Annotated in this window: 22 protein-coding genes and 1 tRNA gene; 7 read left to right on the top strand and 16 right to left on the bottom strand. The window is 57.8% G+C overall.

Going from position 1 to position 21,899, the window contains the following annotated elements; genetic code table 11:
• Window positions 1-29: 29 nt before the first annotated feature.
• From GOW40_RS01920 to GOW40_RS01940, 5 genes are all read right to left on the bottom strand, one after another.
• Complete coding sequence (locus GOW40_RS01920) at window positions 30-539, bottom strand: CarD family transcriptional regulator (protein WP_171098480.1); 510 nt, start codon at window positions 537-539, stop codon at window positions 30-32.
• A 283-nt stretch (window positions 540-822) separates the two neighbouring features.
• Window positions 823-1,161 (bottom strand): ferredoxin FdxA, encoded by a 339-nt coding sequence (fdxA, locus tag GOW40_RS01925; RefSeq protein ID WP_171098478.1) that lies wholly within the window; start codon window positions 1,159-1,161, stop codon window positions 823-825.
• Window positions 1,162-1,226: 65 nt separating this feature from the next.
• The gene (locus GOW40_RS01930; RefSeq protein ID WP_171129012.1) at window positions 1,227-1,595 is read right to left on the bottom strand and encodes an RNA-binding S4 domain-containing protein; all 369 of its coding nucleotides are present in this window, start codon (window positions 1,593-1,595) and stop codon (window positions 1,227-1,229) included.
• Between the two features lie 6 nt (window positions 1,596-1,601).
• Complete coding sequence (locus GOW40_RS01935) at window positions 1,602-4,424, bottom strand: helicase-related protein (RefSeq protein ID WP_171129010.1); 2,823 nt, start codon at window positions 4,422-4,424, stop codon at window positions 1,602-1,604.
• A 23-nt stretch (window positions 4,425-4,447) separates the two neighbouring features.
• Window positions 4,448-5,056 (bottom strand): tetratricopeptide repeat protein, encoded by a 609-nt coding sequence (locus GOW40_RS01940; RefSeq protein WP_171129008.1) that lies wholly within the window; start codon window positions 5,054-5,056, stop codon window positions 4,448-4,450.
• Between the two features lie 30 nt (window positions 5,057-5,086).
• On the opposite strand from GOW40_RS01940, the gene GOW40_RS01945 reads away from it, so the two are divergent.
• From GOW40_RS01945 to GOW40_RS01960, 4 genes are all read left to right on the top strand, one after another.
• Window positions 5,087-5,377, top strand: a complete 291-nt coding sequence (locus GOW40_RS01945; protein WP_171098469.1) for an SCP2 sterol-binding domain-containing protein — start codon at window positions 5,087-5,089, stop codon at window positions 5,375-5,377.
• Window positions 5,377-6,360, top strand: a complete 984-nt coding sequence (locus GOW40_RS01950) for an alpha/beta hydrolase (RefSeq protein ID WP_171129006.1) — start codon at window positions 5,377-5,379, stop codon at window positions 6,358-6,360. The genes GOW40_RS01945 and GOW40_RS01950 overlap by 1 nt, the downstream gene beginning before the upstream one ends.
• Before the next feature lie 82 nt (window positions 6,361-6,442).
• Complete coding sequence (locus GOW40_RS01955) at window positions 6,443-8,263, top strand: M3 family oligoendopeptidase (RefSeq protein ID WP_171129004.1); 1,821 nt, start codon at window positions 6,443-6,445, stop codon at window positions 8,261-8,263.
• Entirely contained in the window at window positions 8,260-8,745 is a 486-nt protein-coding gene (locus GOW40_RS01960) for a GNAT family N-acetyltransferase (RefSeq protein ID WP_171129002.1), read from the top strand. The genes GOW40_RS01955 and GOW40_RS01960 overlap by 4 nt, the downstream gene beginning before the upstream one ends.
• A 2-nt stretch (window positions 8,746-8,747) precedes the next feature.
• Here GOW40_RS01960 and GOW40_RS01965 read toward each other — a convergent pair whose 3' ends face one another.
• The 5 genes from GOW40_RS01965 to GOW40_RS01985 form a co-directional block, all read right to left on the bottom strand.
• A complete protein-coding gene (locus GOW40_RS01965; RefSeq protein ID WP_171129000.1) occupies window positions 8,748-9,644 on the bottom strand; it encodes a DMT family transporter in 897 nt (298 codons plus the stop codon).
• Window positions 9,645-9,655: 11 nt separating this feature from the next.
• Entirely contained in the window at window positions 9,656-9,925 is a 270-nt protein-coding gene (locus tag GOW40_RS01970; protein ID WP_171128998.1) for a DksA/TraR family C4-type zinc finger protein, read from the bottom strand.
• Between the two features lie 64 nt (window positions 9,926-9,989).
• Window positions 9,990-10,964, bottom strand: coding sequence for a Gfo/Idh/MocA family protein (locus GOW40_RS01975; protein WP_171128996.1), 975 nt, complete (start codon window positions 10,962-10,964; stop codon window positions 9,990-9,992).
• Window positions 10,965-11,104: 140 nt separating this feature from the next.
• Entirely contained in the window at window positions 11,105-12,001 is an 897-nt protein-coding gene (gene rpoH / locus GOW40_RS01980) for an RNA polymerase sigma factor RpoH (protein ID WP_171098456.1), read from the bottom strand.
• 152 nt (window positions 12,002-12,153) lie between these two features.
• Complete coding sequence (locus GOW40_RS01985) at window positions 12,154-13,182, bottom strand: RluA family pseudouridine synthase (RefSeq protein WP_171128994.1); 1,029 nt, start codon at window positions 13,180-13,182, stop codon at window positions 12,154-12,156.
• Between GOW40_RS01985 and GOW40_RS01990 the strand changes: the two genes are divergently transcribed.
• Window positions 13,181-13,483, top strand: coding sequence for a DUF6476 family protein (locus GOW40_RS01990; protein ID WP_171128992.1), 303 nt, complete (start codon window positions 13,181-13,183; stop codon window positions 13,481-13,483). The two genes, GOW40_RS01985 and GOW40_RS01990, sit on opposite strands and share 2 nt — an antisense overlap.
• An 8-nt stretch (window positions 13,484-13,491) precedes the next feature.
• Here GOW40_RS01990 and GOW40_RS01995 read toward each other — a convergent pair whose 3' ends face one another.
• The 6 genes from GOW40_RS01995 to GOW40_RS02020 all read right to left on the bottom strand — a co-directional run bounded on the left by GOW40_RS01995 (window position 13,492) and on the right by GOW40_RS02020 (window position 20,050).
• On the bottom strand, window positions 13,492-14,451 hold the full coding sequence (locus tag GOW40_RS01995) for a hypothetical protein (protein ID WP_171230843.1): 960 nt from the start codon (window positions 14,449-14,451) through the stop codon (window positions 13,492-13,494).
• A gap of 55 nt (window positions 14,452-14,506) precedes the next feature.
• Complete coding sequence (locus GOW40_RS02000; protein WP_254444229.1) at window positions 14,507-15,553, bottom strand: glycosyltransferase family 2 protein; 1,047 nt, start codon at window positions 15,551-15,553, stop codon at window positions 14,507-14,509.
• A gap of 91 nt (window positions 15,554-15,644) precedes the next feature.
• Window positions 15,645-17,639, bottom strand: coding sequence for a hypothetical protein (locus GOW40_RS02005; RefSeq protein WP_171128988.1), 1,995 nt, complete (start codon window positions 17,637-17,639; stop codon window positions 15,645-15,647).
• Entirely contained in the window at window positions 17,636-18,583 is a 948-nt protein-coding gene (locus GOW40_RS02010; protein ID WP_171128986.1) for a hypothetical protein, read from the bottom strand. Before GOW40_RS02010 ends, GOW40_RS02005 begins: the two co-directional genes overlap by 4 nt.
• A gap of 5 nt (window positions 18,584-18,588) precedes the next feature.
• Entirely contained in the window at window positions 18,589-19,572 is a 984-nt protein-coding gene (locus GOW40_RS02015; protein WP_171136370.1) for a glycosyltransferase family 2 protein, read from the bottom strand.
• A 391-nt stretch (window positions 19,573-19,963) separates the two neighbouring features.
• Window positions 19,964-20,050 (bottom strand) — tRNA-Leu (locus tag GOW40_RS02020).
• 143 nt (window positions 20,051-20,193) lie between these two features.
• Between GOW40_RS02020 and GOW40_RS02025 the strand changes: the two genes are divergently transcribed.
• Both GOW40_RS02025 and lipB read left to right on the top strand, forming a co-directional pair.
• Complete coding sequence (locus tag GOW40_RS02025; RefSeq protein ID WP_171128982.1) at window positions 20,194-20,853, top strand: DsbA family oxidoreductase; 660 nt, start codon at window positions 20,194-20,196, stop codon at window positions 20,851-20,853.
• Between the two features lie 39 nt (window positions 20,854-20,892).
• Window positions 20,893-21,543, top strand: a complete 651-nt coding sequence (gene lipB, locus GOW40_RS02030; protein WP_171128979.1) for a lipoyl(octanoyl) transferase LipB — start codon at window positions 20,893-20,895, stop codon at window positions 21,541-21,543.
• Window positions 21,544-21,899: the final 356 nt, after the last annotated feature.

The raw sequence follows: 21,899 nt of genomic DNA on the forward strand, positions 1-21,899 counted from the left end.
GCGGCCTTGTTCAGTACCCGATTGGGCAATCAGGCAGCGCGCGATGTCAGCACTTCGTCAACCTGCTTGGCTGCAGCCAACTCATCCGCGCCGGATACCGCTGCAACTTCGCGGGTCAGGCGTTCAAGCGCGGCCTCGTAAAGCTGACGCTCAGAATAGCTTTGCTCACGCTGATCATCGGTGCGGTGCAGGTCACGGACCACTTCGGCAATCGAGATCAGATCGCCCGAATTGATCTTTTGTTCATATTCCTGCGCGCGGCGCGACCACATCGCGCGCTTGACCTTGGCCTTGCCTTTCAGCGTTTTCATCGCCTGGCTGATCACATCCGGTGAACTGAGCGAGCGCAGACCGGATTCGGTCACTTTGTTCGTCGGCACGCGCAGGGTCATCTTGTCCTTTTCGAAAGAAATCACAAACAGCTCTAGCGCATAGCCCGCGACTTCCTGCTCTTCGATCGAGACAATCTGACCCACGCCATGGGCGGGATAGACGACGTAATCATTCGGGCGGAACTCGAGCTTTTTCGACTTTGACATACAGGTTCATCCTTGGTTGCGGATCGGGACGTGAGACGACAAAACAACCTGTGCGGTGCCTTACTTGGCCCCGTCAGGCAGCAGGTTTGTCGCAAAATCAGAACTCCAAAGCAGTCATACTTAAGGAGTACATCCCCATCTCAGTAATCGTTCAGTTTCCGATTATATCACAAAAATGCGACATCCGGAAGTGATGCGGGTGCGCATACATTGATTTACGTTTCAAGGCAGAGACTTAGCGGAAAAATCTAAACCACACACCACGGGCTTAGCCGCGAATCGCTCAGCCGCCTTCACCGGGCGCTTCCGAGAAATACTTTTCAAGCTTGCCCTCTTCGCCGTCGCGCTCTTCAGCCTCGGGCAACGGGTCTTTCTTGGTCACGATCACCGGCCAAAGCTCGGAATACTTCCGGTTGAATTCGACCCAGCCTTCCATACCCGGCTCGGTATCGGGGCGGATAGCGTCTGCCGGGCATTCCGGTTCGCACACGCCGCAATCGATGCATTCGTCAGGATGGATGACCAGAGCATTCTCGCCTTCGTAGAAACAGTCTACAGGGCAAACTTCAACACAATCTGTGTATTTGCAGGCGATGCAGTTGTCTGTAACGACGTAGGTCATGGGTCAATTCCTGTTTAGGGCTTGGCGACTAGCTAGTTCAGTCTGACGGTCTTCGCAAGATCAGATCAGTCATCAGACATGCGAGAAAGATCGATAGCACGTCGTTCTTTCTTGGTCGGACGACCTTTTCCTTCATATCCCGGATTTCTGGGAGCGCTTTCCTGTTTTTCCGTCATGTCAGAGTATAACGTCTGCGCCTCAGAGGCTGGGCCCCGCCGTTCTCCGAGGTTCTCGACACGGACAACGCGTATGATGCGCCCTTGCGGAAAGGTTAATACATCGCCCGGGGCCACGGTTTGCGCCGTTTTCAGCACCCGGTTTCCGTTGAGCCTGACATGGCCGCCGCTGACCTGTTTGGCGGCCAGGCTGCGGGTCTTGAAGAACCGCGCCTGCCACAGCCATTTATCGATCCGCAGCTTGGCCTGCTGAGCCATCGGCGATCAGTTGCCGTCCTTCAGACCCATAAGCGCTGCGGCAAACGGGTTATCCGGATCAATGGCTTTTTCCTTCTTCGGAGGCCGCGATGAGAAGGACTTGGCACCCTGAGGTTTGCCACCCTTTTTGCCCTGCGGCTTGTTGCCCTGCGGTTTACCGCGCGGCTTACCCTTGCCCTGCCCCTGTTCGCGGCGCGGGCCGCGGTTTTGCTGGCGCTGACGTCCCCAGGTGAAGGTGTAGTATACCTCAACCTCGGGCTCCTCCGATGCAGGCTCGGCGGCCGTCTCAGAGGCTGGGGTAGCCTCAGCTGCCGCCTCGGTGCTGTCGGTGGCCTCGGCTGGCGCCTCGGCGGGTGCGGCGACCTCTGCCGGAGCGGCCTCGGGCGCTGGGGTTTCTTCGGCCACGGACTGCTCAGCCGCTTCAGTCGCAGGCTGTTCAACCGGCGCTGGCTTGAGTTTTTCGCGCTCACCGCGCTCTGCCTTGTAGCCCAGCCCCTGCATCAGGTCGGCAAATTGTTCCAGTGTCATGCCCGTTATCGACAACATGTCGGGTTTGGCTTCAAAACCGCCCCGGCTGTCTTCGGCGCGCAGCATATCGGCCAGTCGTTCCAGCATGTCGATGCGGATCGAACGGTCGCCGGCATCGCGATAGCCACACATGGTGTCGTAGCCCTGAGGCGCATCCTTGGCGACGGGTACGGTGACCAAACCCGGTGGCGGTGCTTCGGGGAATTCCTGCAGACCGCTGGAGAGAGCCCACAGAACCAGACGCAACCGCGTGGGCGCGGGTTTCAGCAGCAGCGGCATGAAGATGGTGAACTGACCAAACCGAATGCCATGCTTGCGCAGCGCGCCACGGGCATCCTGATCAAGATCCTTGACCTCTTGCGCAACACCGGCGCGGGGCAGCACACCGAGCGCCTCGACCATGCGGAAGGCAAAGCCCTTGGCCAGACCGCTCAGTTCCTCATCGCGCGACAGGTTCAGCAGCGGCTCAAACAGTGCGGCCACCTTGCGGTCGATGAAATGCTGCAACCGGCGCTGCACTTTCTGTTCGACGTCAGGCCCTGCGGCCTCGTCCACAAACACTTCGACCATGGGCTTGAGCGGTTCCGCCCCGGCAACCAGTTTGCCGACGGCATATTCGCCCCACATCAGGCCGCCCTGATCGGTGAAATCAATTTCGGTATCGGGTGCATTATAGAAGCGGTCAGCGCGCAGATAGAATTGCGGCGCGAGGGCTTGCAAAGATGCCGATTTGAGCGCTTTCGCCTCGGTTCCCTGCGCAGCCTTGTCCGGAATAAACCGGAACCCTTCCAGACGACCGACGAATTCGCCTTCGACGGTCACTTCACCCTTGTCATTTACTTCGGCCAAAAGGGCCTCCTTCTGTTTGAGCCGGCGCAGCAACACGGATGTGCGCCGGTCCACAAATCGCTGAGTCAAACGTTCGTGAAGAGCGTCCGACAGCCTGTCTTCTACAATGCGCGTTTCCTCACGCCAATGGGATTCGTCACGAACCCAGCCGTTTCGTTGTGCAACATATGTCCATGTGCGAATATAAGCCAACCTTTTGGACAGTGCATCTATATCGCCATCGGTGCGATCGATCCGATGAATCTGCCGCGCCATGAAGTCATCAGGGATGCATCCGCATTCGTGCAGGTGACCATAGATCACTTCGAGCAGATTGGCATGTTCGGCGTGGCTGATACCGCGAAAATCAGGGATTCGGCACACATCCCACAGCAAACGGACAGAAGGGCCGTCGCTGGCACGGGCCATAACCTCAGTCACTTGCGACAGGGATTTCAGTGCATTCAGGTCATCAGCGGGGCGCGCCTTGATCAGGTGTTCGTTGTTAGGGCCAAGTTCGAGCGAGTCGATCAGCGCCTCAATCGATCCGAACCGTAAGGCGGCATTCCGCCAATTCAGCTTTTTCATCGGCGTAAAGCGGCTGTCCATGATTGCCTGCGCCAGTCCATCCTCCAACGGCGGCGCTTCACCAGTGACACCGAAGGTGCCATCGGACATGCCCCGCCCCGCGCGTCCGGCAATCTGAGCCAGTTCATTTGCGGCCAGAGGACGCATGCGACGACCGTCGAATTTGGTCAGAGACGAAAAGGCAACGTGATTGACGTCCAGGTTTAGCCCCATGCCAATGGCATCCGTGGCCACCAGGTAGTCAACCTCGCCATTCTGGTAGAGATCGACCTGCGCATTCCGCGTGCGCGGGCTGAGCGCCCCCATGACCACTGCCGCCCCACCTTTTTGGCGGCGCAATAGCTCGGCGATGGCATAGACGTTTTCCACCGAAAACCCGACAATCGCGCTGCGCGGCGGCATCCGGCTGATTTTCTTCGAGCCCGCATAAACAAGTTGCGACATCCGCTCGCGCCGCACGAATTGTGCCTCGGGCACAAGCGCGGCGATCGCCCCGCGCATCGTGTCCGAACCCAGAAAAAGGGTCTCATTGGTGCCACGGGACCGCAGCAAGCGGTCGGTAAAAACATGGCCGCGTTCGGGATCCGCACAAAGCTGGATTTCGTCGATAGCCACAAAATCTGCGCCCATACCTTCGGGCATCGCCTCGACCGTACAGACCCAATATTGGGTCCGTGGCGGCACGATGCGTTCTTCACCCGTGACCAGCGCCACCACCGAGGGGCCGCGAATAGCGACGATCTTGTCATACACCTCGCGCGCGAGCAGCCGCAGCGGCAGACCGATCACACCGGTGCGATGCCCCAGCATGCGTTCAATCGCGTAATGTGTTTTGCCTGTATTGGTCGGGCCAAGTACGGCCACTACCCGGGAAGACCCGCTCACCTTTGCCCCCTGCGCTTTATTCTTTACAGCGACTGGCCTTCAACCTGAGGCTTCAGACGATTCACGGCATTGGTTACTTCTTCGTGATGGGGATGTATAGCCAAGGCGCGGTTATAGGCATCCAGAGCCTGTTGCGGCATTTCGACAATCTCGAAGATCAGCCCAAGACCATAGAGCGCCTCGTAGTTGTTGGGGTTCAATGTCAACGCATACTCAAGATCTGCAACGGCCATACCGAATCTGTCGATTCCAAAAAACGCCGAAGCGCGTGCGTGCCATCCTTCGGCGAACTCGGGCGCGTGATCTGTCAGAGCGGTGAGATGATCTATCGCAGCTTCTGCATCTCCCTCGTCCAGCGCCTCGCGGCCGCGTTCCAGCAGCAGATCGGCGGATGCAGATCCCGATTGTGACCAAAGCGCCTGCAATTGCCGATCAATATTGACCGCCTGTTCGGGCGTAGATTGCGACAATTGTTCCAACAATGCCGCCTCATCGCGCAAATCCGCTTCCTGCGCAATGCAAGTAGAGGAATACATGACTAGGACAACGAATGCCGCAACGGTACCTTTGAGTTTGTGTGTTGCAATACCCATAACAATGGTCAGTGTAGCGTTGCGACCGCGGATGTCCATTCACGGCGCACAAACAAAATGAGGAAGACCATGAGCGACATTCTTGAAAAAGCCGCAGCCGCGTTGAACGAAAAACTGTCGGGCGGCGATTTCGACGCCTCTGCCAAGTTCGCCATCGAAGGCGAAGGCGCAATCGTTCTGGATGCCAGCGGCGCCCGCGTGAGCGATGACGAGGCCGATGTGACCCTCAGCGCGGACGCGGAAACCTTCCAAGAAATCCTGTCTGGCGAGTTGAACCCGACCGGCGCATTCATGTCCGGCAAGCTTAGCGTGGATGGCGATATGGGTATCGCGATGAAGCTGGCTTCGGTGCTGGCCTGATGATATCGTCGCCGGCCCCTCTTTATGAAGACGTGGCCGGCGGTCCGGCCGGTGGTAAGGCCCATTGGCTGACAACCGCGGACGAGACCCGCATTCGCGTCGGGCATTGGCTGCCTGAACAAGACGCGATCGGGACGGTTCTTCTATTCCCCGGACGCACTGAATATATCGAGAAATATGGCGACGCCGCCGGGGAATTCATTGATCGGGGCTTTGCCGTGCTGGCCATCGACTGGCGAGGTCAGGGAATGGCTGACCGCCTGCTAGATGACCCTCGCAAAGGCCATGTTGCGGATTTCACCGATTACCAGCACGACGTGCGTGCGGCTTTGGAAATGGCAGAGCAACTGGATCTGCCAAAACCCTGGCATGTCCTGGGGCATTCCATGGGGGGTGCTATCGGACTGCGGGCCGTGCTTGAGAATGACAGTTTTGCCTCTTGCGCCTTTACCGGGCCAATGTGGGGCATCTACTTTTCGCCCATCATGAAGCCACTCAGCTGGATGACAGCCTATTGGGGCCCGCGTTTTGGCCTGGGCGAGAAAACACCGCCGACCACGTCTTTGGAAAGCTATGTCATGACCGCGCCGTTCGAAGGCAATGTTCTGACCCGTGATCCGGACATGTTCCAGATGATGAAAGACCAGTTGACCGCATATCCGGACCTGGCCTTGGGGGCGCCGTCAACCATTTGGCTGCGCGAGGCACTTGATGAATGCAGTTGGTTGATGGAGCAAAATGCACCCGACACTCCCTGCCTGACCTATCTGGGGTCACACGAGCAGATCGTGGACCGTTACGCGATCAGAACGCGCATGGCCAACTGGCCCAAGGGCAAGCTGGTGGAAATCCCCGATGGTGAACACGAAGTCCTGATGGAGGCTCCTGACGTTCGGGGCCCTGTCTTTGACGCCTTGGCCACGCATTTCCAAACTGCGCTGTCAATGAAAGCGGGAAGCCCCTGCAACCGAAAAAGGTCCTGAACCACACAGCTTTGTCACACCGCTTGTGATCTACAGCTCACGCGCCTAGATGTTGGCAAAAGATGCTAATCCGAGGTGATCCATGCGCGACCTTCCCTTCCCCGTCCGTGACGCAAATGCCGGTGGCGGCTCTGACAATCTGGGCAACCTGCCGGAATGGGATCTGACCGATCTCTATACGTCGGAAGACGCGCCCGAACTGTCGCGCGATCTGGATTGGTTGGAACAGGAATGCGCCGCCTTTGCCACCGATTACGAAGGCAAGCTGGCGGAACTGGACGCCGCAGGTTTGCTGACCTGCGTGACGCGCAATGAAAAGATCAATGGCATCACCGGGCGCATCATGTCCTTTGCGGGGCTGCGATACTATCAGCTGACCACCGACGCGGACCGCGCCAAATTCCTGTCTGACATGCAGGAAAAGATCACCGTTTTCACCACGCCGCTGGTTTTCTTCACGCTGGAGATCAACCGCATCGACGATGACGCACTCAATGCGCATTTCGACGCCAATGCTGATCTGGCCCGGTATGAGCCCGTATTCCGCCGCATCCGTGCGATGAAACCCTATCAGCTGTCGGATGAGCTTGAGAAATTTCTGCACGATCTGGGTGTTGTCGGTGACGCGTGGGAGCGTTTGTTCGACGAAACGATCGCGGGTCTGAGTTTCACGGTGGACGGCCAAGAACTGAATATCGAAGGCACGCTGAACCTGCTGACCGAACAGGATCGCGCCAAACGCGAGGCCGCCGCGCGCGAGTTGGCCAGCGTCTTTCAGGACAATATCAAAACCTTCGCCCGGGTGCACAACACACAGGCCAAAGAAAAGGAAATCGTTGATCGCTGGCGCAACATGCCGACCGCGCAGACCGGTCGCCATTTGTCAAACGATGTCGAACCCGAAGTGGTCGAAGCGCTGCGCGAGGCCGTTGTTGCGGCCTATCCCAAGCTAAGCCATCGATATTACGAGTTGAAGCGCAAATGGCTGGGGCTGGACGTGATGCAGGTCTGGGACCGCAACGCGCCCCTGCCGATGGAAGACACCCGCATTGTGGGCTGGGACGAGGCCGAGAAAACGGTCATGGACGCCTATACCGCGTTTGACCCGCGCATGGGCGAGCTTGCGGCGCCGTTCTTTTCCAAAGGTTGGATCGACGCCGCCGTCAAGCCCGGCAAAGCGCCCGGCGCCTTTGCCCATCCCACCGTCACCGATGTGCACCCCTATGTGATGCTCAACTATCTGGGTAAACCCCGCGATGTGATGACTCTGGCGCATGAGCTGGGCCACGGCGTGCATCAGGTGCTGGCCGCAGGCCAAGGTGAGATGCTGTCCTCAACGCCACTGACCCTGGCCGAAACCGCCTCGGTCTTTGGTGAGATGCTGACTTTCCGCAAGATGCTGGATCAGGCTGAGACACCGGAGCAGCGCAAGGTGCTGCTGGCGGGCAAGGTCGAGGATATGATCAACACCGTCGTGCGCCAGATCGCGTTCTACGATTTTGAATGCAAGCTGCACGCCGCCCGGCGTGAGGGCGAGTTGACCCCCGATGACATCAACGCCCTGTGGATGAGCGTTCAGGCCGAAAGCCTTGGCCCGGCATTTGAATTCATGGAAGGCTACGAAACCTTCTGGGCCTATATACCCCATTTCGTCCACTCGCCCTTCTATGTCTATGCCTATGCCTTCGGCGACGGGTTGGTGAACGCGCTTTATTCGGTTTACGAGACAGGCTCGGACGGGTTCGAAGACAAATATTTCGACATGCTGCGCGCAGGTGGGTCGATGCATCACTCCGAACTGCTGGCCCCCTTCGGCCTGGACGCCAGCGACCCCAAGTTCTGGGACAAAGGCCTGTCGATGATCTCGGGCTTCATCGACGAGTTGGAAGCGTTGGAGGGGTGATCACCCTCCACCCGCTGGACCGTGATAACGCGGATCAGGTCGCGAACATCCGATTGCGGCCTGATCAGTTGAAATTCGCTGGCACAGTGGCCGAAGCTCTGGCCGAACCAGCGGATCGTTTCGATCTGCATCAGATCAACGCCCATGGGCGGGCGATCGGCCTGTTTAAAATCGATCGCGCCTATGGCACAGATTACCCGTTCGCATCGAAAAAAGATTTGGGCCTGAGGGCCGTTATTCTGGACCATCGTGTTCAAGGCAAAGGCTATGGGACCACCGCGATGCAGGCGCTACGGACCTATTTACCGGGGCTCTACCCGCGGGCAAAAACTCTATATCTGACGGTCAACCTTGCGAACCCCGCGGCCATTGCGGTCTATCGCAAAGCAGGGTTTGTCGACACTGGCGATATTTGGCCACACGGCGATGCGGGCCAGCAGCATATTCTGTCGCTTGCGTTGCGGGCGCAGGCACGATGCTGAACTCAACCGTTGCTTTTCTTCAGGGAAGTCAAAAAGATCGCGCCGACAATTAAAGCGGCGCCAATGATTTCAAGCAATGTGATTGTTGCCCCAAGAAAGATTGCGGAATTGACAAACGTAAAAACAACAGAGGCCGCAAAAAGAAGTGTTGCGGTCAGGGTTGAGACCCGCGCTGCGGCCTCGTACCAGAAATAATAGGCCATCGCAGTGGGCAGAATGCCCAGCAGAAACAGGAAGACCCAATCCTCAGCGGAGGGCATCTGCAGCGAGAACACCGCGAGCGGCATAAGCAAGATGCCCGAACACAGGAATATCCCAAACAGAAAGTTGAGCCGCTCGGTCGTAGTCTGAGAGGATTGCATCGCCCGACTGCTGGTGATCAGAAAGACCGCCCAACTCAGACCTGCTCCGATTTCCAGAAGGTCCCCGAACAAAGGATCTCCTCCGCCTTCGATATCCCGAAAGACCGTGAGGAAGACACCGAATATGGCCAAAGCCGTCGCGAGAACCTCGGTTCTACCGACAGAGGCATTGGCGAAGAAATACAGAAAGACCAGCACAAAGAAAGGCGCGGTGTTTTCCAGCACCATCGCGTTCGCCGCACCCGTATATTCCAGCCCGATGTGAAACAGGATGTAGTTCACAACGGTTGCCAGAGCAGCCAATCGGAAGTTCCAATCCCGAAGCTTAACCGACGGGCGCGCGCGCATCAGACGCAGCATTCCATAAATCGCAAGCGCTGCAATGAATAAACGCATAACAGCAATCTGCAAGCCGCCGAGATCACTTGTCAGAAACCGTACGATGACGCTGTGTGTGCCCCACAGAAAGGCCGCCAGGAAACCAAACACCAATCCGTTCTGCATCCAACGCACGGGCTTGTGCTGGGTCTCGCGCATCTACAACTGGCCTATTTCAACTGACTGTCTTTCGACCCGCGCCGATTTATGCCGCCGCGCGTTTTGAAACTGCTGTCTCGATCCTGCTGACAATCGAGGCACAGCTTTACACCAGGCATCGCTTGCCTGCGTTTTTCTGGGATCGGTTCTTCGCATTCGGCGCAATGGGTCAGGCTTTCGCCCACAGGTCGCTTTTGCGCCTGCATGCGCGCAAGCTCATCGCTGATTGAGGCCTCGATCTGTTCGCTTACCGCACCATCACGTGCCCAGCCACCAGCCATGATCCCTCTCCTGATTGGGTGGGCAACAGGTTAGTCCTGCGCCCGCCCTTTTGGCAAGATCGGGTCAGAGCGTTTCGGCGTTGGCAAACACCTGATCGATCATGGCCTGGGTCCCGCGCGAAAACTCCAACGGGCACGGATAGTCGACCCTGTCGCGCACCGACCGGCAAAAGGCCTCGACCTGCAGCTTGTAGTGATCATCGCCGGGGAACCGGGTGATTTGCACTTCCAGGCCTGGACGATGCAGCTCAACCCGAGCCTCACCAAAGACGCGGGCATTGAACGGGGCGGTCAGGCGGATCACCCCGCCCTCTCCATGGAACTCCATCCATTGATTGGGATGCAGCCGGGTGGAGACATAGCTGGAATACGTAAACCCGGGGAAGCGTGCGTTGATCTCGGTAAAGACGTCGACGCCGTTTTCCCACCGAATCTGAGAGCGCACGGTCTCGGGCTCTTGCCCGGTGACAAAGCGCGTGGACCCGATCACATAGACCCCGATATCACGCAGCCCGCCGCCGCCGGTTTCGGCGCGGTTGCGGATATTTGTCGTGTCTTCACGATTGTCGAACGAAAACGCGCCATTGACGTGCAGCAGCTTACCGATCGCACCATCGTGCACCAGTTTGCGGGCCAGTTGCCATTGCGGGTGATGTACGATCATATAGGCTTCGGCCGCCAACAGGCCGGTCTCATCACGCATCGCGATCAACTGGTCGAACTCTTCGGCCCGCATCGTCATCGGCTTTTCGCACAGCACATGCTTGCCCGCTTGCAGCGCCTTCAAGCTCCATTCCACGTGCAAATGGTTGGGCAACGGGACATAAACCGCATCAATCTGCGGGTCGGCAAGCAGCGCATCATAACTGTCATGGACGTTCAGATCCGGGCAGAACTCTTGAAACGGAGCCGCCTTGGCCTGATCGGATGTGGCAAGTGCCGCAAGGCGGGCACCGTTTGCTGCGTGGATGGCAGGTCCCATATACTGACGCGCAAATTTTGCGGCCCCCAGAATGCCCCACTGAACCGGTTTCTGCATCTTTCTCCTCCCACGACCTGTTAGCGCCACCAACTTGGTCACCCCTATCACCGCGCAACCGGCCTGTCATGTCACTGATCGCAAATACCAAACAAAAAAGACCGGCCGCATGGACCGGTCTTTTACAAGCTTTGGGTTGGTCAGTGCTGGCCCAGCATTCCCTTTTCGCGAGCCAATTCGCGCATCTTTTTCTGCAGTTTTTCAAACGCGCGCACTTCGATCTGTCGAATGCGTTCGCGGCTGACATTGTATTGCGTGCTCAGCTCTTCCAGAGTGACGGCCTGATCCATCAGACGGCGCTGGGTCAGAATGTCTTTTTCCCGGTCATTCAGGACGTCAAGCGCTGCGGTCAACAGCTCGCGCCGCGCTTCCAGCTCGTCGCGGGCCTCATAATCCCCGGCCTGGTCAGCATCTTCGTCTTCCAGCCAATCCTGCCATTGCATCGTGCCTTCGCCTTCAGAGCCAACCGTGGCGTTCAACGAGGCATCGCCACCAGACATCCGACGGTTCATGCTGATCACCTCTTCTTCGGTGACCCCCAAATCGGTGGCGATCTTGGCTACGTTGTCGGGGTGCAAATCGCCTTCTTCCAACGCGCCAATCCGGGCTTTGGCCTTGCGCAGATTGAAGAACAGCTTTTTCTGCGCCGAGGTGGTGCCAAGTTTCACCAAAGACCATGACCGCAGGATATATTCCTGGATCGAGGCGCGGATCCACCACATGGCATAGGTCGCCAGACGGAAGCCTTTTTCGGGGTCAAAGCGTTTCACGGCCTGCATCAGGCCCACGTTCGCCTCCGAGATCACTTCGGCCTGTGGCAAGCCATAACCGCGATAGCCCATGGCAATCTTGGCCGCTAAGCGCAGATGCGACGTGACCATCTTATGGGCGGCCGCCGTGTCTTGTTCCTCAACCCAACGCTTGGCCAGCATGTATTCCTCTTCCGGCTCAAGCAGCGGGAATTTGCGGATTTCCTGCATATAACGGTTCAGACCGCCTTCAGGCGTTGGTGCGGGAAGATTTTTGTAATTTGACATGTGTTACTGCCCCCTGGACATATGTTTAAGCCCTTAACATGGCATATGGGAACCGATACCGGATCATTCAAGAGGATCTGCTAGCAGTTTGAAATTAACGGTTGATAAAGGAAAGCTAAGAATTTCGAAATCACCGTGTTTTGCGGTTTGTGTCATTCCCCGCGCAAGTGTTGTAGTAATTTATCCATGTCAGAGGGCAATTTGGCTTCAAACCGAAGCTTTTCACCCGAAATCGGGTGTTCGAACCCCAAAACTGCCGCATGCAAAGCCTGGCGCGGAAAGCCACGCACCGCCTCGGCTGTTGCCGCATCAAAGGCCCGTGCGGGCAGTTTTCGCTTGCCGCCGTAAACCGGATCCCCCACCAGACCGTGGCCCGCATGGGCCATGTGAACCCGGATCTGATGGGTCCTGCCGGTTTCCAACCAGCATTCGACCAACGCGACTGAGGCCGGGTCGCCAAAGCTCTCGACCACGCGGGTGCGGGTCACCGCGTGACGGCCACCGTGAAACAGCACCGCCTGTTTTTGGCGGTCGGTCTTGTGCCGCGCCAGTTGCGTGGTTAGGCGCAGGATGTTGCCGGGCTCGAAACTGACCCCTTTGACCCCGCGCAGGCGCGGGTCGCCTGCGTCGGGCACACCATAGCACAGCGCTCGGTAATACCGTTCAACACTGTGAGCTTCGAACTGTGCAGCAAGCCCGTGATGCGCGGCATCCGATTTGGCAACCACCAGCAGACCGCTGGTTTCCTTGTCGATTCGATGCACAATTCCGGGGCGCTTTACGCCACCAACGCCGGACAGGTCCGACCCGCAATGATGCAGCAACGCATTCACAAGTGTCCCGCTGGGCGAACCCGGCGCAGGATGGACCACCATGCCCGCAGGTTTGTTGACCACAATCACATCCGCGTCTTCATAGATCACATCGAGCGGGATATCTTCGGGGCCGATATGGCTGTCTTCGGCCTCGGCCAATGTGATTGCCACATGCGCGCCCTCGATGGGTTTGGCCTTTGGGTCTTTGACCACGGACCCGTCCACCTGTACCGCCCCCTCTTCGATCAGGCGCGCTAGCCGCGTGCGCGACAAGGCGGCGCTGTCTGGAACATCCCGCGAAAGCGCCTTATCAAGGCGAGGCGGCGGTGCGGCCGCGATGTGAAACTCTATCAGGCGGGTGCCCATGACTGTCCCTTCCGACCCTCAGGAACCGCAGGAAACGCCTCAGCTGCGATTACTGCGGCGCATGGTCATGCTGTTGACCGCGGTGATGATTGGCGGGGTTCTAGTGACCTTTGCGTTGATTGTCATCCGCTTATCGGATCGCACCCCTACCCTGCCCGATCAGATCGAATTGCCCGATGGCGCCAAGGCCCAGGCTGTCACCATCGGCAACAATTGGTATGCGGTCGTGACCGATGACAGCCGCATTCTGATCTTTGACAAGACAACCGGGCGGCTGCGGCAAGAGATCCCGGTAGAATAAGCCTGCGATCAGCCTGTCAGCACCAGCCGGAACACAATCTCAGAGGCGCGACGCAGCGCCTCTGTCTCTTCCGGGGTATCACGCCGGAACTGAGTGGCGGCTTCATCCAGTTCGGTCGGGGCGAACAACGTCGCACGCTCAGGAAAAAACTCGGTTTGAAACTCTGCATCATGTTCGGCCAGATACCCGTCCAGCCATTCGCGTTCCGAGGGCTCAAGCACATCATGGCGACGATAAAGCGTCGGATCTTCCAACACGCTGCGCCGCAACTGACGGCTTTTCTGCCGTCCCATAGCCCGGCTGACGATCCCGAACGCCTCGCTGGCGGGGCGTGACAAAGACGGATTTGAAGGGCTGTCGGTGGAGAGCGTGTCAGGGATCGGAACCGATATTCGGGTCAGAAAGTCGTCAATGACATTGCCGTTCACCATCTCGGCCCGATCATAAAGCATGGGCACAACCTCAACATCAGGAAACGCAGCCCGAACGCGGCGCGCTGCGCCGGTGAACGTATAGTTCTGAGGCGCGTCCGCGATGGCTTTCAAACGCTGCCGGATATAGGCTGTCCCACCTGGCGCCAAACGCCCGTTTTTAGCGCGCTGCTTGTAATCGGCCTCGAAGAAATCCGAGTATCTGCGACAGTAAAACGTCACCCGCATTTCATCTTTGGGAATGTCCGCAAAGATGCGCGCCAGTTCGGTCATGTCGACCGAATAGAACATCTCGGACGAAACCAGACAGGTGCCTTCGCGATACTGGGCGTATTCACCCGCCATCGCTTCTTTTATTTCCGCCACCACTTCACCGCCGCCGTTGAGGTCAAAGGCAATCATGTTGTGACTGATTTTCGGACGGCGATCGCTCTCGCGCTTGCGACCTGCATGCATGTATCGTAGTCCGACTTGGCTCAGAACCTTTTCGTTGCCCCGGATGAAACCCTGCAACGCCGTGGTGCCAGTTTTGGGCATGCCTATGTGAAGCCACAACATCGCTTTTCCTCAGTCACATCAGCTACCTGGCCCGCTAAGGGGCCGCCGCCGGATCCCCCAGCATCTGCCGCATCAGATCCTGCATGTCGGGCACCTGCCGCAGCTCGGCGATTTTCTCGCGATGCAGCGCACAGCAGGCCGTGTGCAGCCGCGCCGTTTCGGGATCGGACATCAACGCGTCGAACCGGGCCTGCTTGCGCGGCGCAATGGCGTCGATCGAGCGGTCCTCGACAAAGTTGCGGTTCATGATGTTCCAGTATTCCAGTCCCAGGCTTTCCCCCAAATGATGCGCCCGCCCGCGCATCTTTTTCACCAGATAACTTTCACAGGATTTCAGCGCATAATGGTTCAGCTGCACAAGCTCATACCCCACGGAGTCGCGCGCCGACCGCCAACTGGCCTCGTAATAGCGATCAGGCATCAGCTGCCCCGATCCGTTATACCAATGGCAGTCTTCCATCGTTTCAACGGTTGGGCGCTTGGGGCGGTGCACACCGATGGCATCCCAAAGCTCGCGCTTAAACAGGGTCTTGAACCCCCAGGCTTGAGACGGCCTTGGGCTGAACTCTTTCGCCGCCATGCGGAACTGATCCGACAGAAACCCGTCCTGATATTCCACGACGCCCGCATTGCCGAACAAGCGCCAGGTCATCGAGATTGTCTTGGCCTTTGGAATGGCTTGGGTCAGCGCCCGCAGCGTATTGTCGCCGGTCTTGACGTTGATCAGCTCATCCGCGTCGATCACGACCACCCAATCCTGCGGGCGGGCGTATTCGCGTTTGAGAAAGGTTCTATAAGCGCGCTTCTGCGGGCTGGTTGGGCGGCTAGAGTTGTTGTCCACATGGATCAAGACCCCCCGCTCGTCCAAACGGTTTAACAGCGCATCGGTGCCATCGGTGCAGTCATTGGTCATAACAACCATCTGATCAATGCCCACAGCCTGATTATGGGCCACCCATTCCAGCACAAACGGGCCCTCGTTCTTCATCGGTGTCACACTGACAAAACGCGTATCCTGTTCCGACGTCACTGCTTGCCCCTCTTGCCGCTTGACTGCATGACGCAGCCGCGCGGCGCACATTTATTGGTTTTCCAAAGCCTAGGCGCTTTGGCGGTTCCAACCAAGACCAAAGCCCCACCCTGAACAAGGTATTTTGGTGGCCTCCGAGACATCAGGCTGCAACGCGTTTCAATTGGTTCGCAAAACGTTTGTAGGGAGGACACAGGGAATGTGCTTTTTCGAGGAAGATGCGCGCTTTGTCCTTGTTGCCCCGACGCAGATATATCTGCCCGGCCATGCCTTGCAGCGCGGCGGTGCTCTTGTCGAGCCGAGCGGCCTGAAGGATTTGCCGCTGGCCCATATCCTCTGCCCCGACTTGCTCAAGCATTTGCCCCATCGCAAAGATAAGAAACGGGTTTTCGGGATCGCAGGCCAAACCATCAGCCATCGCCTGACGGGCTGACCTTTGATCTCCGTCCTTTAGATAAAGCTCTGCCAAACGTTTGTGAGTAAGCGCATGTTCGGGCATTTTCCGCGCAAGCTGGCGCAACCGGTCGATTGCCTGCATTGGTGACAGCAGGTCCATATGGCAGTGCAAAAAGGTTTGCGCGGTTTGATAGCGCGGATCATCCTTGGGAAAATCCGTTGCTTCAACCAATCCGCGCTCGAGCGCTTGCAAACGCCCCTGATTGGCAAGCAAACGCCGCGCCTTTTGATCCAATGCCAGGCTACCCCAATCGAGCAAGATGAGATCGAAGTTACAGGGCTGACGTGCAAGCACTTTCTGCTGAACCAAATAGAGGTTGTTGAAAGGCGCAAAGCGGCGCTGACGCAACTGCCGTTGCAGCGCCCAATCGACCGGAGGCAACGCTCGGAAGGCAATCTGATCCCGGTACAGCATTCTTGATCCAAAGACGACCACATCAGGGCGCATGGGCTTTGCCCAAAAGGCTTGTGCAAAGCACAAGGTCGCCCCCCACCGCTTTTTCTGTGCGCCCAGCACAGCCGCCAACAGGGCCGTAAGAACCGCATGGTCTTCGGCCCAGATATCGGGGTTCTGCAATCCTTGCCGCGCTAACGCCTCGCCTTCGGCCCATTTCCCCAGATACAGGCAGTTCAGCGCCTGCAACAGCGGCAAAAACGCATTATCGGAACCCGCCTCCAATATCGGTTTGGCATGGTCAAATGCCTCTTGGCAGCGATCTTCGGCAATAAGGTACTGCACCGCCTTGGCATAGACATGCGCCGCCTCGGACGTGTTCAGAAACGCCTCGGGCCCCCGGGCGCAGCGCGCGATCACTTTGGCTCGGGCCTGCTCAAGTTCTGAGGGGCTTAGAACATCTCGAAACACTTTGCGCTGATGGCCCGAGATGCGCGCAGCCGCCATGGAAAAGGCCGAGATATAGGGTGCGATCACCTCATCCGCGCGGGACATGGTGTAAAGCTCGATAAAGTCGCGTTTGGCCCGCGACAATGGGGACAGATCGGCGATATCGGACATCTGCATCAGATCCGGGTACCGCTCTTTGAACCGGGCAATCAGTTCGGGTTGATCGGAAAACATGATGGCTGGACGGCCCGGATGCTTGTCCAGATGCGCTTCATATAGCTCCTCGGGCTCGATCTTGGCGGGCCAAGTGGTGTGCTTCCAGGGCAAGCCGTTCAGGATATCCCCACGCCGGATGTGATAGGCAGAGACCCCTTTTCCAGACAAGGCCGCGTCCACCTTGTCCATGATGGCGCGCAACTCGGGGGTAAACCCGATCTGATGGATAAACGCGCGGTAGCGCGGGCGGATGGCCTCGATGTCTTCCCAGGGAAACGACAGAACCTCGAAGCCTTCGTCAACCAAAACAGAACGCCCCTCGACAAGATGGGCCAGCAAACGATCGGGGGTTTCGTCGTTGAGGAAGGACCAGATCGGCAGCGCCGTCTGGGTCAGCGCGTCAAAAGTGGCGCCGTCCAGAAACTGCGCTTTCATCCAGTCTTCGCTGAACAATTCCGATGGGTTTTCAAGCTCGGGAGCGTCGCTGCCTTTTGGAAACCAGTTGACGCGATAATCTGTGTCGAAATCTTCGGCCAGGCGGATGCATGTCAGCAACATCAGCAGTCGCGCGCCCAACCGGTCTTTGCGTTGTCCGATAAAGACGCCCCGGTTGCGGCTCATGCGTCATCCCCATCCGGGCCTGCCGCCGTTGCTGCACGACGCAATTGCCGAAACCGTTGGCGCGCGCTGCGAACAAGCTGCGGGTGCCGCTCTTGCCCTGCCGCCTCGATCCCCCGCATGTACCAGGGCAAGGTCCTGCGCGCGCGGATCAGGCGGTAATACTCTGCCTCTTCCAATGTCGCGTCCATCGCGCCCAGCATGACCGGCTTCAACATATCCAGCTTTCGCAGCATCGGTGCGGCAAAATGGTTGGAGAACCAGGTCTTCAATAGCACCGTATTGGCGCCCTGCAGCCGCGCCGCATGCATCCGGTCCAACTCGAAAAACGGATCATAAAAGACATAAGCCCGGCCCGCCTGCTCCAATGTCTTGGCCCCATCACCAAGCGGTAAATCCCAATCCTGCACCCGCCCGAAACGATACCGCGTTTCCCAAGGCACCAAACGCTCGTCCAGAGTGGTTTGCGGATTGAACGCAATCACAGTCGATCCCGGCACGAGTGCGGAAAAGGTCAGCGCGCCAAACCCGCCCATCGACGCGCCTGCAAAAACCACCTGATCAAACTGCGCGAAAAACCCCGAATCTGCCTTGGCTTGCATGAATGACAGAATCTCGGGATCCCGGAACCAGGCTTTGGTGCGGGCAAAGACCCCCAAATGAGACCAGCCGATGTCGCGAAAGAACTTCCACCCCCAGGGCTCACGCGCAAAGGACAGGTCGTTGACATTGGCAATATTGTCAAAGCTGACCACCAATCGCCGTTTGTCCCGGTGATGAAACAGGATCGAATGCCGGTCGAGTTTCTCGAAAGCGCCGCGCCCCGATCCTCCGGGATAAAGCTCGACAAACCAGGGCGGCGGCGGGTCGGTCAGGATCCGCTCATACCCGGTCTTGCGTTCGGGGTGCTCGGGTTGGCGCAGGTCCTTGGGCAGGTCTTCATCCATGGCGGTCACACCAGATTGTCGGCCAGCCAGGACCGGAATTCGACCCAATCCGGTCGTGTCTTGATCTCGGAAATCTTGGCGCGATGCCAGTCACAGGCCTGCGCGTGCAAACGGCTCAGCTCTGCATCCGCCTTGAACTCGGCCAGCATCGGCGCAGCCCGTTCCGCCAGAGGCGTAATCGAGCTGTCGCTAATCTTATTGGCATTCATATCCTGCCAATAGGATTGCCCCTGGTCGACCTTGATATGATTGGTACGCCCGCGATCCCGCTTGATCAGAAACCCTTCCAGCGACCGCACCGAATAATGATGGATGCGCCCAAAGCTATGGTCAAAATTCCGCCAGGCCCGCCAGCCCACATCGCTTGCTGGATAAAGATTTCCGCCGGCATCAGACCAGGCAATCTGCTGCGCGCCCTCTTCATCAAACCCTTTTGGACGATGTGGCCCAAAACGGGTGAATTTGCCGTTGTTGCGGAACAAGGTCTTGAGCCCGTAAGCCCGGCCCGAGTGATAGGGAAACTCTTTATCCCCCAGCGAAAACGCCTGCGTGACCGGCCTGTCTTCGAAACTCACATTGCCTGAGCTGCCAAACAGCCGCCAGGCAAACGAGATCGCATCGACCTGCTGCCCTGCTTTCTGTTCCACAGCCTCGATCAACCCGCCAAAGCTGTTGTCAGCGCAGCGGATATTCCAGAACTCATCCACATCCAGACACAGCAGCCAATCGGCCCGTTTCACCCATTTCTGCCGCCGCGCCCGCCGCAGCATCTGGTGCTGCGGGTTGCCCCCCTCACCCACGGCGTTGTCCACATGGGTGGCCACACCCAACGCCTGCAGGCGCCCCGCGATCTCATCGGTGCCGTCCTCGCAATCATTGGTGAAAATCACGAAGTGGTCGACGCCCAAAGACCGATGATACGCGACCCATTCCAGCATATAGGGGCCTTCATTCTTCATCGTGGTGAATACAGTAATGGTCTGGGACATGTGCTTTGGTCTGGTTTGCTCTTGAGCCCTTTCTTACACAAGCCCAAGCCAACCCGCGACACCGATCTGCGCATTGTCCGGAAGATGTTGCACTGAGGTGTGTGAAAACGGCGAAACTGAATAGACGTGGCACATGCGCCCTGATATGTCACATTGCCTCTCTAAAGCGCGCGGGTGCAGACCTTGAACTCAAGCGCCCGCCGACTGAGGCGAATAACTCCTTAAGATCGTAGGATTTCTTCAAGCCCACCGCGCTGTTCTGCGATGACGTCTTGCCGGGGCACGTCATAGTCCAAAACCCTGATCGCTCGCAACGGCCCAAGCGCGCACAGAACTCAGCAAGCGTCTGTAATCTTTGATTTGTTAGCGGACTTCACATCAAAATGTGAAATGGTGCGGTCGAGAAGACTCGAACTTCCACGGGTGTTACCCCACAGCGACCTCAACGCTGCGCGTCTACCAATTCCGCCACGACCGCACTGTCATTGACTTGGTAGAGGGGCGTATAGACCGTGTTTTGGGCATTGTGAAGAGGCAATTGCCGACGCGGTTTGAATTCCTGTCCGGGCTTCATATCTTTAAGGCTCACACCCAAAACAACACCACGTTCAGGACCGTCTCATGTCTTCACCAGATCCCCGCCCGACCTTGCAGGTCGATATCGTCTCGGACGTTGTTTGCCCCTGGTGCATCGTGGGGTTTCGTCAGCTTGATATGGCGTTGCAGCAGGAAGGCGTGTTGGCGCAGTTGCGCTGGCATCCGTTTGAGTTGAACCCGAATATGGGGCCTGACGGTCAGAACCTGCGCGAACATATCACCGAGAAATATGGCTCGACCCCGGAACAGAGCCAACAAGCGCGCGATCGGTTGACCGCTTTGGGGCAAGAGCTGGGCTTTGCCTTCAATTTCGACGAGGGCAGCCGGATCTATAACACTTTTGCAGCGCATCAATTGTTGGACTGGGCGGAAACCCAAGGGCGGCAACACCCGCTCAAGCTTGCTCTGTTTGACGCCTATTTCACCCGACAACGCGATGTTTCGGACACGGATGTATTGCTGGTGGCGGTCGAGGCTGCCGGGCTCGTCCCCGAAGCAGCGCGCGAAGCCCTGACCTCGGGCGCGCATGTCGCACCGGTGCGCGAAAAACAACAGTTCTGGACCAGCCGTGGTATTTCCGGTGTGCCGTCGATGGTGTTTGGCGGCAAATACCTGCTGACCGGAGCACAGGGTACGGACACCTATGCGCAGGTTCTGCAACGTTGCCTGGCCGAAGCGGCCTGAGCCCTTTTCTTGGTTTCAAAGACGGTCTATGGACACCCCATGGAATGGAAAACCTCGGATGGTCTGACCGATTATGACGACGCTGTCGCTTTTATGGAGGCACGCGTTGCAGCAATTGCGGCTGGCGAGGCGGATGAGTGTATCTGGTTGCTGGAACATCCCCCGCTTTATACCGCAGGGACCTCGGCCCGGCGCGAAGACCTGACCGACCCGGATCGTTTTCCTGTCTATGAAAGCAAACGCGGTGGCCAGTACACCTATCACGGACCCGGACAACGGGTTGTCTACGTGATGCTGGATGTGGGCAAACGCGGCCACGATGTCCGGCGCTTTGTCAAACAGCTGGAAAATTGGGTGATCTCTGCGTTGGCAGAATTCAACGTGACCGGCGAGATTCGCGAGGGACGCGTGGGCGTCTGGGTTCAACGCAAAGACAAGCCTCTGACTGCCAACGGCCAGCCCGCCGAAGACAAGATCGCAGCCATTGGCATTCGATTGCGTAAATGGGTCAGCTTCCATGGTATCTCGATCAACGTGGAACCTGATCTGGAACATTTCAGCGGAATCGTTCCCTGCGGCATCCAAGACCATGGTGTAACCTCGCTGGTCGATCTGGGCTTACCGGTGACGATGGCAGTTGTTGATGTCGCGCTGCAGAGGACATTCGAGACGGTTTTTGGCGACGACTGAGCCTCTGATATGCGTTTGTCGAATCGTCATCTGACGACAGTTTGGTGACAATAGACTGCCCCTGAAACTTCTGTTTCCCGTTTGAGCGTGAAATACCCCAGATTTCCGTAAAATTTAGGGATTTTTCACTTTGCTCCTCACAAATGGCCTCACTCCACGTAATGTGTACTTACCGTTCATGAGTGAGTGGTGTGTTACCGGTGATCGAGGGCAAAACCCAACGAGATCCGAGATGTGTTGTGAGTACGAGTGTGCCGTTCCGACCCCATATCGGAACGGCACTTTTCTTTTACAGGACAGTTTTTCTGCCACGGTCCCGTTGCATTGAGAAACCTGACCTGCGCGCCAACTTGGCA

The organism is Ruegeria sp. HKCCA6707, assembly GCF_013033515.1.
Lineage (GTDB): Bacteria > Pseudomonadota > Alphaproteobacteria > Rhodobacterales > Rhodobacteraceae > Ruegeria.